This window comes from Verrucosispora sp. FIM060022, assembly GCF_003977705.1.
Taxonomy (GTDB): domain Bacteria; phylum Actinomycetota; class Actinomycetes; order Mycobacteriales; family Micromonosporaceae; genus Micromonospora; species Micromonospora gifhornensis.
Genome location: NZ_RQIV01000002.1, coordinates 377,313 through 391,936 on the forward strand (window position 1 = coordinate 377,313; position 14,624 = coordinate 391,936).

The window sequence follows — 14,624 nt, forward strand, 5'->3', positions numbered from 1 at the left end:
TCGCAGGGATCAACCTGACCGCCTGGAGTGGGTTGCCCCGCCCCGAAGCCCCAACGTCACACTTCCTCGACCGAGCTCGGCTCACGCCGGGAAAGGTCGATGCCCAGTTCCTCCGCAGCCCGGAACACCTCGTCGTCGGTCTCGCGCATCTCCAGGGCCACGCCGTCGCTGGAGAGCACCTCAACGTTGAGGCACAGCGACTGCAGCTCCTTGAGCAGCACCTTGAACGACTCCGGAATGCCCGGCTCGGGGATGTTCTCGCCCTTGACGATGGCCTCGTAGACCTTCACCCGGCCGAGGACGTCGTCGGACTTGATCGTCAGCAGCTCCTGCAGGGCGTACGCGGCTCCGTACGCCTGCATGGCCCAGCACTCCATCTCACCGAAACGCTGGCCACCGAACTGCGCCTTACCACCCAGCGGCTGCTGCGTGATCATCGAGTACGGGCCGGTCGACCGAGCGTGGATCTTGTCGTCGACCAGGTGGTTGAGCTTCAGGATGTAGATGTAACCGACGGCGATCGGGTCGGGCAACGGCTCGCCGGAGCGGCCGTCGAACAGCTGCGCCTTTCCGGTGGCACCGATCAGCTGCTTGCCGTCCCGGTTGGGCAGGGTCGACGCGAGCAGACCGGAGATCTCCTCCTCGCGGGCACCGTCGAAGACCGGAGTGGCCACGTTGGTGTCCGGCTCCGAGGAGTCCGCGCCGATGCTCTGCAGCTGGCGCTTCCACTCGGCGTCGTCGCCCTCGACCTTCCAACCGGTCTTGGCCACCCAGCCCAGGTGGGTCTCCAGCACCTGGCCGATGTTCATTCGGCTCGGCACACCCAGCGGGTTGAGCACGATGTCGACCGGGGTGCCGTCCTCCAGGAACGGCATGTCCTCGACCGGCAGGATCTTGGAGATGACGCCCTTGTTGCCGTGGCGGCCGGCGAGCTTGTCACCGTCCTGGATCTTCCGCTTCTGGGCGACGTAGACCCGGACCAGCTCGTTGACGCCCGGCGGCAGCTCGTCGCCGTCCTCGCGGGAGAAGGTACGCACACCGATGACCGTGCCGGTCTCGCCGTGCGGGACCTTCAGCGAGGTGTCCCGGACCTCACGCGCCTTCTCACCGAAGATCGCGCGGAGCAGCCGCTCCTCCGGGGTCAGCTCGGTCTCACCCTTCGGGGTGACCTTGCCGACCAGGATGTCGCCGGGGACGACCTCGGCACCGATCCGGATGATCCCGCGCTCGTCGAGGTCGGCGAGCATCTCCTCGCTGACGTTCGGGATGTCGCGGGTGATCTCCTCCGGGCCGAGCTTGGTGTCCCGGGCGTCGACCTCGTGCTCCTCGATGTGGATCGAGGTGAGCACGTCCTGCTGCACGAGGCGCTGCGACAGGATGATCGCGTCCTCGTAGTTGTGGCCCTCCCAGCACATGAAAGCCACGAGCAGGTTGCGCCCGAGCGCCATCTCGCCTTCGTCGGTGCACGGACCGTCGGCGATGACCTGGCCGGCTTCGACCCGGTCGCCCTCGAAGACCACCGGCTTCTGGTTGACGCAGGAGCCGGCGTTGGAGCGGCGGAACTTGTGCAGCAGGTACGTCCGGCGGTGGCCGTCGTCCTGGTGGACGGTGATGTAGTCGGCGCAGAGGTCCTCGACCACGCCACCGACCTCGGCCACGACCACGTCACCGGCGTCGACGGCGGCACGGTACTCCATGCCAGTGCCGACGAGCGGGGACTCGGCCTTGACCAGCGGCACCGCCTGGCGCTGCATGTTCGCGCCCATCAGGGCACGGTTGGCGTCGTCGTGCTCGAGGAACGGGATCATCGCGGTGGCGACCGAGGTCATCTGCCGCGGCGACACGTCCATGTAGTCCACGGCCGCCGGCGGGACGTCCTCGGTCTCGCCGCCCTTACGACGGACCAGGACGCGGTCCTCGGCGAACGTGCCGTCGGCCCGCAGCGGGGCGTTGGCCTGCGCCTTGACGAACCGGTCCTCCTCGTCCGCGGTCAGGTAGTCGATCTGGTCGGTGACCCGACCGTCGATGACCTTCCGGTACGGCGTCTCGATGAAGCCGAACGGGTTGACCCGGGCGAAGGTGGACAGGGCGCCGATCAGGCCGATGTTCGGGCCTTCCGGCGTCTCGATCGGGCACATCCGGCCGTAGTGGGACGGGTGCACGTCGCGGACCTCGAAGCCGGCCCGCTCCCGGGACAGACCACCCGGGCCGAGCGCGCTCAGCCGGCGCCGGTGGGTCAGGCCCGCCAGCGGGTTGGTCTGGTCCATGAACTGGGACAGCTGCGAGGTACCGAAGAACTCCCGGATCGCGGCCACCACCGGGCGGATGTTGATCAGGGTCTGCGGCGTGATCGCCTCGACGTCCTGAGTCGTCATCCGCTCGCGGACGACCCGCTCCATCCGGGACAGGCCGACCCGAACCTGGTTCTGGATCAGCTCGCCCACGGTACGCAGCCGCCGGTTGCCGAAGTGGTCGATGTCGTCGGCCTCGTAGCCCTCCTCACCGGCGTGCAGCCGGCAGAGGTACTCCACGGTGGCGACGATGTCGTCCTCGGTAAGCGTGCCGGTGGTGATCGGCACGTCCAGCTCGAGCTTCTTGTTGAACTTGTACCGACCGACCTTGGCGACGTCGTACCGCTTCGGGTTGAAGAAGAGGTTGTCGAGCAGGGTCTGGGCGTTCTCGCGGGTCGGCGGCTCGCCAGGGCGCAGCTTCCGGTAGATGTCGAGTAGCGCCTCGTCCTGGCCGGCGATGTGGTCCTTCTCGAGCGTGGTCATCATCAGCTCGGACCAGCCGAACTTCTCACGGATCCGCTCGGCGGACCACCCGATGGCCTTCAGCAGCACCGTGACGGCCTGCCGACGCTTGCGGTCGATGCGGACACCGACCGTGTCGCGCTTGTCGATGTCGAACTCCAGCCAGGCACCCCGACTCGGGATGACCTTCACGCTGGAGAGGTCGCGGTCGGAGGTCTTGTCCGGCTGCTTGTCGAAGTAGACGCCCGGCGACCGGACGAGCTGGCTGACCACCACACGCTCGGTGCCGTTGATGATGAAGGTGCCCTTCGGCGTCATCATCGGGAAGTCACCCATGAACACCGTCTGGCTCTTGATCTCGCCGGTGGTGTTGTTGGTGAACTCCGCGGTCACGAACAGTGGCGCGCAGTAGGTGAGGTCCTTCTCCTTGCACTCCTCGATCGAGGCCTTGACCTCGTCGAAGCGCGGAGCCGAGAAGGAAAGCGACATGGTGCCGGAAAAGTCCTCAATGGGACTGATCTCGTCGAGGATTTCCGCGAGACCCGAGCGTGCGTGCGGGTCGTCCGCCGACCGGCCCTGCCAAGCCTCGTTGCCGACGAGCCAGTCGAAGGACTCGTTCTGAATGGCGAGGAGGTTGGGGACCTCGAGGTGTTCGGTGATCCGGCCGAAGGAAACTCGGCGGGGAGCGAATGCGCTCGACGTACGACTGGTCTTCGCAGGGCGGGAAGCTGCCAAGATGCGTCCTTCCGAGGACCGGTGCTGCAGAACGGCTGGTACGCGTGCACTCCAATGACCCCACCAGAAAATATCCATAACCGGACATTTCCGAGCAGGGGTCAAGTCGGAAGGCAGCGCAAACTAGCAGTGTAGCCGAGAGGCTAACCGCTGTCCAGCCCATCCCGCAGGACGTTGCGGATCTGGCCACGGGACCCCGTAACCGGGTCGTACCGGGCCGCTCGGAACGCAACGTTCCTGCCGGGCCGCTCGGGTGTCGGCGGCAGTGGCGCTGCCGTGATCTACCCACGCGGTGGCCGTCGCAAGCGCGGAAGGTCTTGCTATGTCAGCGTGCCTGTCAGCCCATGGTTGCGTCAAGGGCCGAGATTGCCATCCGCTGCTCTTTCCCTACCGGCGGGACGGCCGTCCGACGCGTCCACAGCTCCCCACGCCGGTCCCACGCCTGCTCATGCCCGCTGCGCCCGCGTCCACCTGCACTGCGGGCGGCGATCCGTCAGATCGGATCGCCGCCCGCCGCGACATGGTGTGCCCCGGCTCACGTGAGCCGGGGCGGCCAGGTGGTGCTCAGGTCACTTGAGGGTGACCTTGGCGCCCTCACCCTCCAGCTTGGCCTTGGCCTTGTCCGCGGTCTCCTTGTTGACCTTCTCCAGGACGGCCTTGGGGGCCGACTCGACCAGGTCCTTGGCCTCCTTGAGGCCCAGGCCGGTCAGCTCACGCACGACCTTGATGACCTGGATCTTCTTGCCACCGTCGGCGTCGAGGACGACGTCGAACTCGTCCTTCTCCGGCTCGGCCTCGGCAGCAGCGCCACCGGCGGCCGGACCCGCCATCATCATCGCGGCCGGGGCGGCGGCGGTGACCTCGAAGGTCTCCTCGAACTGCTTCACGAACTCGGAGAGCTCGATCAGCGTCATCTCCTTGAACGCGTCGAGCAGCTCTTCGGTGCTGAGCTTCGCCATGTCTGGCGTCCTTTCCTAAAAGGTTTAACTAAGAACGTGGGTGCGCCGTACGGCCTCAGGCCGCCTCGGCGCCTTCCTTCTCGCGCTTGTCCTGCAGGGCGGCCGCCAGACGGGCGGTCTTCGACAGCGGGGCCTGGAACAGGGCCGCAGCCTTGCTCAGGTTGCCCTTCATCGCGCCGGCCAGCTTGGCCAGCAGCACCTCGCGGGACTCCAGGTCGGCGAGCTTCGTGACCTCGGCCGCAGAAATGGCCTTGCCCTCGAAGACACCGCCCTTGATGACGAGCTTCGGGTTGGCCTTCGCGAAGTCGCGAAGCCCCTTCGCCGCCTCGACGACGTCGCCCGAAACGAAAGTCAGCGCGGTAGGACCGGTGAACAGCTCGTCGAGGCCGGAGATACCCGCGTCCGCCGCAGCACGCTTGGCCAGCGTGTTCTTGGCAACCGTGTAGCTGGTCTCCTTACCGAGCGAGCGCCGCAGCTGGGTGAGCTGGGAAACCGTCAGGCCGCGGTACTCGGTCAGCACGGTGGCACCCGCGCTGCGGAAGCTTTCGGTCAGCTCAGCAACAGCCGTGGCCTTGTCGGCCCGGATCGGCTTGTCCGCCATGTCCCTCCTCTCTCGTTGCTCGAGGCTGGTCGCCAGCACAGGCGGGTGCCTGCGACTGGAGCGAGGGCATCGCGAGAACAGAAAAGCCCCGGCGCAGGGCGCACGGGGCGAGATGGGCAACGCTCACCGCAGTCGGCGGACCACGGGATGCTGCCGATTTTCGCTTACCGCCCTGCGCGGGTCGCCCGTCTTCGCGGAACCTTCGACCGTGCCGGAGCACGGTGACCAGCGGTCTTTGGGTGGAACTTCACGCACGACGAAGTCGCGCGACGTCAACAGGCTACGCGACCCCGCCCTCACTCGCCAAATCGCCCACCCCACCGCTCGCCGTATCGGCGAAACGGCGGAGTAAACCGCCACGGGACACCGCCGTTTCGGCGCAACGGTGTTGATCACAGAACGGAGTCGATCACCGTGCTGACCGCTACCGCCCTGCGCCTACGTGAGCGCCGGAGCGGGCGAGCCCCGGCACGTACCCTGCGACGGCGGAAGGGCCCCGCCACGTACGCGTGGCAGGGCCCTTCCGGTGCGTCGTGCTCAGCTGTCGGCCGAGCCTTCCTGAAGGTTCTTCACCAGGTTCGGGTCGACCGGGACACCCGGGCCCATGGTGGTGGTCAGGGTGACCTTCTTGAGGTACTTGCCCTTCGCCGCGGACGGCTTGGCCCGCAGCACCTCGTCCAGCACGGCCGCGTAGTTGTCGACCAGCTGGGCCTCGCTGAAGGAGGCCTTGCCGATGATCAGGTGGAGGTTCGAGTGCTTGTCCACCCGGAAGGTGATCTTGCCGCCCTTGATGTCGGTCACCGCCTTGGTGACGTCCATGGTCACCGTGCCGGTCTTCGGGTTCGGCATCAGGCCGCGCGGGCCCAGGATCCGCGCGATCCGGCCGATCTTGGCCATCTGGTCCGGCGTGGCGATGGCCGCGTCGAAGTCCAGCCAACCACCCTGAATCCGAGCGACCAGCTCGTCGGTGCCCACCTCGTCGGCACCGGCGGCGACGGCCTCCTCGGCCTTCGCGCCGGCGGCGAACACGATCACGCGGGCGGTCTTACCGGTGCCGTGCGGCAGGTTGACCGTGCCGCGGACCATCTGGTCCGCCTTGCGGGGGTCGACGCCGAGGCGCATGGCGACCTCGACCGTGGCGTCGAACTTGACGTTGGTGGTCTCCTTGGCCAGCTTCACGGCCTCGGCGGGGGTGTAGAGCTTCGACCGGTCGATGACCTCGGCGGCCTTGCGGTAGCTCTTGCTGCGCTGCATTTCTGTCTACTCCTGTGGTTTCTGGCGGGCCGCGATGCTCGCGCGCCCTCCCACGATCCGTACGGGTCGGTGGTGGCCGAGGTCAGTCGGTGACGTTGAGGCCCATCGACCGGGCGGTGCCGGCGATGATCTTCTCAGCCTGGTCGAGGTCGTTGGCGTTGAGGTCAGCCATCTTCTTCTCGGCAATCTCCCGCACCTGGGCGCGGGACACCGAGCCGACCTTCTCCTTGTGCGGGACGCCCGAGCCCTTCTGCACACCGGCGGCCTTGATCAGCAGCCGGGCGGCGGGCGGGGTCTTCAGCACGAAGGTGAAGGATCGGTCCTCGTACACGCTGATCTCGGCGGGGACGATGTCGCCCCGCTGCGACTCGGTCTGCGCGTTGTACGACTTGCAGAACTCCATGATGTTCACGCCGTGCTGACCGAGCGCGGGACCGACCGGCGGCGCCGGAGTGGCCTGGCCCGCCGGCAGCTGAAGCGTGAACGTCTTGACGAGCTTCTTCTTCGGAGGCATGTCTCTTCCTGGGGCTTGGAACTGGGAATGGTTCGCACCGACACCACCACCGGGGCGCGCACGGTCAGCGCGGGACGGTAGCAGCGACGTTCTAGGGTAGCGCAGGCCGAGACCGGCGCACCCACGGAGGTTGACCGGCGGGGCGAAGCGGACAGAAAACGACCGCTGGCAACAGCCCGAAAGCCGTCACCAGCGGTCGTTGAATCAGATCTTGGCGACCTGGTTGAAGTTCAGCTCCACCGGCGTCTCGCGGCCGAAGATCGACACCAGCACCTTGAGCTTCTGCTGGTCGGCGTTGATCTCGCTGATCGTGGCCGGCAGCGAGGCGAAGGCACCGTCGGTGACGGTGACCGAGTCGCCGACCTCGAAGTCGAGGACCTTGATCTCCGGCTTGGCCTTCTTCTGCTCGGTCTCCACCGCCGGCGCCAGCCACTTGAGCACCTCGTCGAGGCTCAGCGGCGCCGGGCGGTCGGCCCGGTCCGTGGCCCCGACGAAGCCGGTGACACCCGGCGTGTTGCGTACGCAGGAGTACGACTCGGCGGTCAACTCCATCCGGACCAGGATGTAGCCGGGGAAGACCTTGGCCTGCACCTGGGACCGCTTGCCGTTCTTGACCTCGACCTCTTCCCGGGTCGGCACCTCGACCTGGTAGATGTAGTCCTCCATGTCGAGGGACGTAATCCGGGTTTCGAGGTTGGTCTTGACCTTGTTCTCGTAACCGGCGTACGAGTGCACCACGTACCAGTCGCCGGGCGCGTAGCGCAGCTTCTGGCGCAGCTCGGCGACCGGGTCGTAGTCCTCGTCGGGCGCGGGCTCGGTCATCGCGAACTCCGGCTCGCTGGCGGCCTCGACCGACTCGTCGCCAGCCGCCGTCGCCACCGTGGACTGCTCGTCCGGGGTCTCGGCGGTCTCGTCGTACTCAGGCACGCTCGCTCACTTCCGTCACTATCGGCACAGTCAGCCGGTCAGCTGGGGTTGCCGAAGACCCACAGCACGCCCTTCGCGAAAGCGAAGTCAAGGAGGGCGACGATCGCCAGCATCATCGACACGAACGCGATCACCACGCCCGTGTAGGTCAGCAACTCCTTGCGGGTCGGCCAGATGACCTTACGCAGTTCCGCCACGACCTCGCGGATGAAACGCGCGATGCGGCCGAACAGGCCCACCTTCTCGCCATCGGCACGCGTCTTCGACCGGCTGTCAGCGGATTCCGCCTTCGCTCGCTCCCGGGTGGCGGTGCCGCCCCGGGTTACCGGCTCGTCCGCGTCGGTGGCGTCGTCGTCGGCGCCGTCACTGACGACCTCGTCGTTCAGGCGCTCGTCGTCGGCGTCCTCGCCGCGCCGCTTGTTGTCGGCCACTTCGCCCTCCGTCGCGGGATATCGGGGTCGCACGCGGTTCGCGTGCGCGGCGTTTGGTCACGCCAGCCGGACCCAACCGTCCCGGGACGGGCCGCGGCCGGCGGATCAGCCGGAAGGCCCGATGCCTCGGAACCTCCCCGCCGATGCCACCACCACGGGCCGGACGCCACCTTTCGGCGGCGCGACCCACGGAACGGTCAGGCCTGAGGCGCAGGGGTGACAGGACTTGAACCTGCAGCCTGCGGTTTTGGAGACCGCTGCTCTGCCAATTGAGCTACACCCCTATGCGGCAACGCTCATCCCTCCCGGTCACACGACCAGGCAGGAGTCACTTGCCCCACGGCGGACCAGTGTACGGGTACGGACCCGAGTTTCCCAACCGGTCTGGCCATCGCGCCCTTCGGTGCAGGTCAGCCCGCTGTTCGTACGGTGGCACGCGCCATCGACAGCACCTTGTCCCCCTGACAGGTGGCGGTGATGTCGAGCCTGGTCAGACCGTCCTCGGTCACCTCGCGGACCACCGCGGTCACCACGATCTCGGTGCCGAAATCGTCGTCGGGAACCACCACAGGCCGGGTGAACCGGACCCCGTAGTCGACGACCGCGTCGGGCGCGCCGGCCCAGGTGGTGACCGCGCGACCGACCAGCGCCATGGTGAACATGCCGTGGGCGATCACCCCGGGCAGGCCGACCTTGGTGGCCAACCGGTCGCTCCAGTGGATCGTGTTGAAGTCGCCCGAGGCGCCCGCGTAGCGGATCAGGTCCGCCCGGGTCACCCGGAACGTCTGGGTGGGCAGTTCCATCTCAGGCCTCCCCGCGTACGACGAGCTTCATCCAGGCGGTGACCACCGGCTCGCCGGCGGTCGTGGTGACCTCGGTCCGGCTGGTCACGAAGACGTGCCCTGCGCGGCCGGTGATCTCCTCGATGGCGTTGACACAGACCAGCTCGTCGCCGGCCACCACCGGACGGGTGTACGCGAACCGCTGGTCGCCGTGGACGACCCGGGTGTAGTCGATGGCGAGGTCCGGGTCTTCGATCATCTGCTGGTTGGCAGCCATGGTGAGCACGATCGGGAAGGTCGGTGGCGCGACCACGTCCGGGTGGCCCAGCGCACGGGCGGCTTCCGGGTCGTGGTAGGCGGAATCGGTGGCCCCGATCGCGCGCGCGAACTCACGAATCTTTTCGCGGCCCACCTGATAGGGGGCGGTCGGCGGATAGGTCCGGCCGACGAAGGACTGGTCCAGGGACATGCCGCCGAACCTACACGCAGAGCAAGATCGCCGATCCACGCGGTCTGGGGCGGCGGAAAGCCGCGCCCGCCGCGTGAACCGGCGATCGTGATGGTTCAACAAGGTGCCGGGCGAGGCCCGGCGACGCTCAGCGCGTCTCGCGGTGAACGGTGTGCCGACCGTCCCGGGGGCAGAACTTCTTCAGCTCGATGCGGTCCGGGTCGTTACGGCGGTTCTTGCGCGTGATGTAGTTGCGCTCCTTGCACTCCACACACGCCAAAGTGATCTTCGGCCGGACATCGGTCGCCTTCGCCACGGCGGAGTGCCTTCCTCGCTAACGGATACAACTACGGCGTCAAAGCCTACGTGCCGCCGGGGCGGACACGCAAAGCGGGCGCCTGTGGCGCCCGTCCCACTGACCACCGGGTTCACCCCGGCGGCGGAGAGTAGCGGTGGCCGGACTTGAACCGGCGACACAGCGATTATGAGCCGCTTGCTCTGCCATCTGAGCTACACCGCCGTGGTGGGCCCAGCCGGACCCTCTGAGCCCCCTTACGGAATCGAACCGTAGACCTTCTCCTTACCATGGAGACGCTCTGCCGACTGAGCTAAGGGGGCCTGCGCGATCACTCGGTGGCCGCGCAGAGGTAAGAGTACACGGCTCTCCCCTGCTGGTGAAATCGGATCCCCGGTGCCGGCGTACGCCCAGCTCAGGGCACTGCACGTAGGCGCGGAAGCTCGCGGCTGGAGATCGACTCGGAGTCGACCTGGGCACCGAACCAGGCCTCCAGCCGCTCGTACGGCAGCGGCCGGCTGAACAGGAATCCCTGCCCGATCTCACAGCCGATGTCCTGGAGCAGCTCCAGGGTCAGCTCGCTCTCCACCCCTTCGGCAACCACGGTCAGCCCGAACTGCTGGGAGAGGGTGACCACGGCGTTGACGATGGCCAGATCCCCCGGGTCGGTCGCCATGCCCTGCACGAAGGAGCGGTCCACCTTCACCTCGTGCACGGGCAGCCGGCGCAGGTGGGCCAGCGACGAGCTGCCGGTGCCGAAGTCGTCCACCGACAGCCGTACGCCGAGATCACGCAGTCGACGCAGGCTCGGGATCGGCCGGTCGGTGCCGTCGAGGACCCCGGCCTCCTCGATCTCCAGCGTCAGCAACTGCGGCGGGACGTCGTACTCCGCCAGGAGTTCGCGGACCTGCTCGGGGAAGTGTTCGTCGTTGAGCGTACGCGCGGACAGATTGACCGCGACGGCGAGCGACTGGCCACCGTGCGCCCAGTCGCGGCTGTGCCGCAGCCCCTCCCGGAGCACGAACTCGGTGAGCCGACCGAGCTGGCCGGTGTGCTCGGCGACCGCGACGAAGTCCGCCGGGGCGACCGTGCCGTGCGTCGGATGCTCCCAGCGGGCCAGGCACTCGACCCCGACGAGTCGGCGGTCCCGCAGCGTCACCTTGGGCTGGTAGTAGATCTCCAGCTCGCCGTTGTCGAGGGCGCTGCGCAGGTCACCGGCGAGCCCGAGGCGGCGCAGCGAACGCGACTCCAGCGCCGGGTTGTACAGCTGCACACTGCCCGGCACCGACTTCGCGGCGGTCGCCGCCACGTCGACCCGTTGCAGCAGGGTCGCCGGGTCACTGCCATGATCCGGGTGTACGACGACCCCGACGGCGGTGTCCACGTCGAGGGTGAGCGCGTCGAAGACCATCTCGTCGCGAATCTGCTCGCGAAGCTGGCCGGCCAACTCCACCGCCGCTTCGGCGCTCTCCAGTCGCAGGGTCACCAGGAACTCGTCGCCACCGGCACGACCGACCAGGGCGGCCGACGGCACGCAGCCGCGCAGCCGGTTGGCGACCTCGGTCAGCACCTTGTCGCCGGCGGCATGCCCCAGCGACTCGTTGACCTGACGCAGCCGATCCACGTCGAAGAGCAGCAGCGCGACCACCTCGCCGGGGGCCCGGATCCGGACCGCCTCGGCGAGCGCGCCGAGGATCCGACGCCGGTTGGGCAGCTTGGTGAGCCCGTCGTGGTACGCGTCGTGACGCAACCGGTCGACCAGCCGGGAGTTCTCCAGTGCGACCGCGGCGTGGGCGCTCACCGTCTGCAGGACCGGCACGTCCGCCGGGCGGAAGGAGTTGACGTCGCCGAGGCGGTTCGCCACCTCCAGGGTGCCGATGACCGCCTTGCCCGACCGCAGCGGCACCACGATCACGTCCTTGGCCACCCGCCCCAACGACTCCCGCAACTCCGGGTCGGCGCCGAACCGGCTGCCGACCGCCACCGTCGACTGGCGGGTCACTGCCGCGTCCCGCAGCGCCTGCGGGGTGAGCGCCGAGTCGAGCAGACCGGGCTTGCCCTCCTGGGCGGTGAGCAGCACCTCCGGGTGCCGCCCCTGGGCGGGCAGCCACAGCGTCGCGTACTCGGCCTGCATGAGACTGCGGATGCGGACCAGCAGGGCGTCGATGAGGTTGCCGTCCGACCCGCTCTCGGTGATCGCCTTGGTCAGCTCGTACATCTCCGTCAGCGTGCGGTGCTGCCGGATGACCTGCGTGTACGTGTCGTAGACGAGCGCGAACGCCACGGCGAGACCGGCGAAGAGGAAAACCGCCCACGGCGTGCTCTCCAGGCCGATGATGATCAGGATGCCGACGGAGAGATTGATCGCCACGGTGAGCGACATCGGTGGAACCGCCCGGATCAACTCCCGGCCGGACTGCCAGCCCTGCACGACAGAGATCACCGCGACCACCGCGATGAACCCGACGAGGGCGTGCGTACCGATCGCCGCGAGCAGCAACCCCCAGGTGGCGGGCCCGGCACCCGCCGGCGTCGGCAGGACCGTGTAGACCATCGTCGCCAGGGCGGTCGCCGCCGCCGCGAGGGCCACGTTGAACCAGAGCTTGGGCGGCAGCAGCTTGCGGCGCACCTGCACCACGAGCGTGGCCACGGTGTACGCCAGCACCACCGACAGCGGTGGCAGCACAAAGAGCGCGACGACGAGCGGAATCTCGGTGAACGTGGTGCCGAGCGCCTGCCGACGCACCACCACGTTGATGGTGGGGATGGCGGCAATGATCATCGCCACCGTGAGCAGCAGCGTGAGCAGCCAGTCACCCAGGGCGGGCCGAACGGTCAGGCCCAGCAGGAGTGAGAAGAGGACCGCACAGAGCGCGAGCGGAGCCGTGATCAACCAGGCCCGTTCGGTACGTCCGCGAGAAGAGCCAGACCTCGGCGGCGTCATGGCTCTCCTCGCGACGTGGGGTGCTGGAGGTGTAGAGCCCGAGTCAGGACGGGACGCGCGTCAGCGCACCTGCGTGCCCAACAGCGGCATCATCCATTCGATGCCGTGGGTCCGGACCTCGAACTCGCTGGCGACGCCGACCGCGACCACCAGGCCGGAGACGAGCAGAAGGGAGCCGAGTAGCCGGCCCAGACGGTGAGCAGACATGAGCGCTCCTGGCGGGGTGACGAATGTGCGTAACGGGGCTCTCCGATGGTGCCACAGCCAGCGGGGCGGTGGAAAGCTCGCAAACCCGATGTTGGTCGGGTTGCCGCTTGACATCAGCTGCACGTGCACCGCCGCACCACATCCGACCAGGTCAAGGCCACCCGGACGACAGCTAGCCGGAAGAACACGCTATCCGCGCATACACCACTTAGGTGGCTTAGCGGGTCTAGCGGACCAACCGCGCCACCCCTGCCGTCACTGGCCGGCAGCGTCCTATAACACCGCCGAAAGCACCCAGTCAACGCCCCCCCGACGGCCGCCTCCCCGACCGCCGCCCGCACCACGACCAGAGTAGGCGCGACATACCAATTCAGTCACCCCCATGAATGGATGATTCAGCCAATCAGTCCGCACCGACGCCGCCGAGACGGCCGCGAACAGCTGCCGATGCCCAGCAAGGACCCCTCGCCCGCCACTCGGAGCCCGCCGCCACAGTGAAGTGTCGGATCACGCACGCCACAAATCGTGGCCGCCGACACCAGACCGATGGCCAGCATCGACAGCCCGACCTGCGGCTGCCCGACCTGAGGGGCAGTGCGACCGCGAGCAGCAAACGGGTCAGGCACGATTCACCAGTGACCGCCACGATCACCAGCTACCGGGACCTGTTCGCCAACGTCCGCAAACGCCCGAGGATGTGGCTCATCCGCGAAGACTTCGCCTGCGTCGTGGCCTTCATCGAAGGGTGCAACCAGGCGAACGCAGGAACCTTGCTGAGCGGCTTCCAACCGTGGTTGGTGACTCAAGCCAGCGGCCTCGACAACCACGTCTGGTGGAGCATCGTCGCCCACCTGGCCCATCCCACCGGGCCCAAGGCCCTCGACAACATGGACGGCGACCTCGACGCGGACGTCATCGCCGAAGCCCGCCGCCTCATCAACGACACCACAGCGCTGAGCTACTGAACGACGCTTCCGACTACCGCGTCAGCCCAAGAGGTGATCAACGAAAACGGCCCCCGATCAGCATCTCTGCCGGTCAGGGGCCGCATCTGCACCTGGTGGCGGGTAGAGGATTCGAACCTCTGTAGCTTTCGCGACGGATTTACAGGGCGTTAGCGATCATGCACCGATCAGCGCCTCTGGCCTGCCGTTTCAAAGCAGTTGGGTCACGGGCAGAGCCGTGCTGCCCATCATCTGCCCACAGCCCGAAACCTTTAGGCAGTCCGCCTGGAAGACGAGCCGTTCACCCTCACTCGATTCGCATCCTCGTGCATCGCGGTGGACAGGTCTCCCAAGGTCCGGTGGACGCCCCAGACGTCTACCGTGCCCGACACGTAACCACTGATCGCCGACATCGCTGCCGACGCGTCCGTTCCAACCTCATGCCCTCCGACGATGACCACCTCGTCATAGCACTTGTTGAGCTCAGCCATCGCCAGGGCGAACGGCGTTCCGGCCTCGTAGCGGCCGGTGTATTCGAGCTTCGAGCCGGGCGGCAGAGGTGGCAGCGAAGCTTCGTCCATGGGCAACGCGGTCCCGTCAAAAACCAGGACGCTCGCTTCCTCGAACGCAGCACGGGCGAGTTGGAGAAATCTGGCGTAGACCATCCGCTTCTCCGCCGCCAGGGCTACAGCGACACCGATCGTTCCCTGCGCTTTCATCGCCTCAAGCTGATGCCGGCGACCCGCGTGAGCGGTCCAGACAGTTCCCGCCACGCCCGCCACGCCAACCACGGCCGTCGTTACCGGCCCAAGCCACTCCCACGCCACCCA

Annotated in this window: 14 protein-coding genes and 3 tRNA genes; 1 reads left to right on the top strand and 16 read right to left on the bottom strand. The window is 67.7% G+C overall.

The window, feature by feature from the left end; all coding sequences use genetic code 11:
* Positions 1 to 56: 56 nt before the first annotated feature.
* The 15 genes from rpoB to EG812_RS29070 all read right to left on the bottom strand — a co-directional run bounded on the left by rpoB (position 57) and on the right by EG812_RS29070 (position 12,850).
* Complete coding sequence (gene rpoB / locus EG812_RS08265) at positions 57 to 3,488, bottom strand: DNA-directed RNA polymerase subunit beta (RefSeq protein WP_126711241.1); 3,432 nt, start codon at positions 3,486 to 3,488, stop codon at positions 57 to 59.
* A 569-nt stretch (positions 3,489 to 4,057) separates the two neighbouring features.
* Positions 4,058 to 4,447: a 50S ribosomal protein L7/L12 gene (rplL, locus tag EG812_RS08270; RefSeq protein ID WP_013735963.1), complete on the bottom strand. Its 390-nt coding sequence runs from the start codon at positions 4,445 to 4,447 to the stop codon at positions 4,058 to 4,060.
* 55 nt (positions 4,448 to 4,502) lie between these two features.
* On the bottom strand, positions 4,503 to 5,048 hold the full coding sequence (gene rplJ / locus EG812_RS08275; RefSeq protein ID WP_013735964.1) for a 50S ribosomal protein L10: 546 nt from the start codon (positions 5,046 to 5,048) through the stop codon (positions 4,503 to 4,505).
* Between the two features lie 537 nt (positions 5,049 to 5,585).
* Positions 5,586 to 6,302 carry a 50S ribosomal protein L1 gene (rplA, locus tag EG812_RS08280; RefSeq protein ID WP_013735965.1) on the bottom strand — a complete coding sequence of 239 codons (717 nt, stop codon included), beginning with the start codon at positions 6,300 to 6,302 and terminating at the stop codon, positions 5,586 to 5,588.
* Between the two features lie 82 nt (positions 6,303 to 6,384).
* Positions 6,385 to 6,816, bottom strand: coding sequence for a 50S ribosomal protein L11 (gene rplK / locus EG812_RS08285; protein WP_013735966.1), 432 nt, complete (start codon positions 6,814 to 6,816; stop codon positions 6,385 to 6,387).
* 204 nt (positions 6,817 to 7,020) lie between these two features.
* Positions 7,021 to 7,743: a transcription termination/antitermination protein NusG gene (gene nusG / locus EG812_RS08290; protein ID WP_013735967.1), complete on the bottom strand. Its 723-nt coding sequence runs from the start codon at positions 7,741 to 7,743 to the stop codon at positions 7,021 to 7,023.
* Between the two features lie 38 nt (positions 7,744 to 7,781).
* Positions 7,782 to 8,174 carry a preprotein translocase subunit SecE gene (gene secE, locus EG812_RS08295; RefSeq protein WP_013735968.1) on the bottom strand — a complete coding sequence of 131 codons (393 nt, stop codon included), beginning with the start codon at positions 8,172 to 8,174 and terminating at the stop codon, positions 7,782 to 7,784.
* 211 nt (positions 8,175 to 8,385) lie between these two features.
* Positions 8,386 to 8,458 (bottom strand) — tRNA-Trp (locus EG812_RS08300).
* Positions 8,459 to 8,584: 126 nt separating this feature from the next.
* Positions 8,585 to 8,977, bottom strand: coding sequence for a MaoC/PaaZ C-terminal domain-containing protein (locus EG812_RS08305; protein WP_013735969.1), 393 nt, complete (start codon positions 8,975 to 8,977; stop codon positions 8,585 to 8,587).
* A 1-nt stretch (position 8,978) separates the two neighbouring features.
* Positions 8,979 to 9,425: a MaoC family dehydratase N-terminal domain-containing protein gene (locus EG812_RS08310; protein ID WP_126711242.1), complete on the bottom strand. Its 447-nt coding sequence runs from the start codon at positions 9,423 to 9,425 to the stop codon at positions 8,979 to 8,981.
* A gap of 127 nt (positions 9,426 to 9,552) precedes the next feature.
* Positions 9,553 to 9,720, bottom strand: a complete 168-nt coding sequence (gene rpmG / locus EG812_RS08315; protein ID WP_007073056.1) for a 50S ribosomal protein L33 — start codon at positions 9,718 to 9,720, stop codon at positions 9,553 to 9,555.
* A 131-nt stretch (positions 9,721 to 9,851) separates the two neighbouring features.
* Positions 9,852 to 9,924 (bottom strand) — tRNA-Met (locus EG812_RS08320).
* Positions 9,925 to 9,949: 25 nt separating this feature from the next.
* Positions 9,950 to 10,022: transfer RNA gene (locus EG812_RS08325), tRNA-Thr, on the bottom strand.
* Positions 10,023 to 10,114: 92 nt separating this feature from the next.
* Positions 10,115 to 12,643, bottom strand: coding sequence for a putative bifunctional diguanylate cyclase/phosphodiesterase (locus EG812_RS08330; RefSeq protein ID WP_043721968.1), 2,529 nt, complete (start codon positions 12,641 to 12,643; stop codon positions 10,115 to 10,117).
* 60 nt (positions 12,644 to 12,703) lie between these two features.
* Positions 12,704 to 12,850, bottom strand: coding sequence for a hypothetical protein (locus tag EG812_RS29070; protein ID WP_013735972.1), 147 nt, complete (start codon positions 12,848 to 12,850; stop codon positions 12,704 to 12,706).
* A 635-nt stretch (positions 12,851 to 13,485) separates the two neighbouring features.
* On the opposite strand from EG812_RS29070, the gene EG812_RS08335 reads away from it, so the two are divergent.
* The gene (locus EG812_RS08335; RefSeq protein WP_126711243.1) at positions 13,486 to 13,815 is read left to right on the top strand and encodes a hypothetical protein; all 330 of its coding nucleotides are present in this window, start codon (positions 13,486 to 13,488) and stop codon (positions 13,813 to 13,815) included.
* 251 nt (positions 13,816 to 14,066) lie between these two features.
* Here EG812_RS08335 and EG812_RS08340 read toward each other — a convergent pair whose 3' ends face one another.
* Positions 14,067 to 14,621, bottom strand: a complete 555-nt coding sequence (locus EG812_RS08340) for a hypothetical protein (protein ID WP_126711244.1) — start codon at positions 14,619 to 14,621, stop codon at positions 14,067 to 14,069.
* Positions 14,622 to 14,624: the final 3 nt, after the last annotated feature.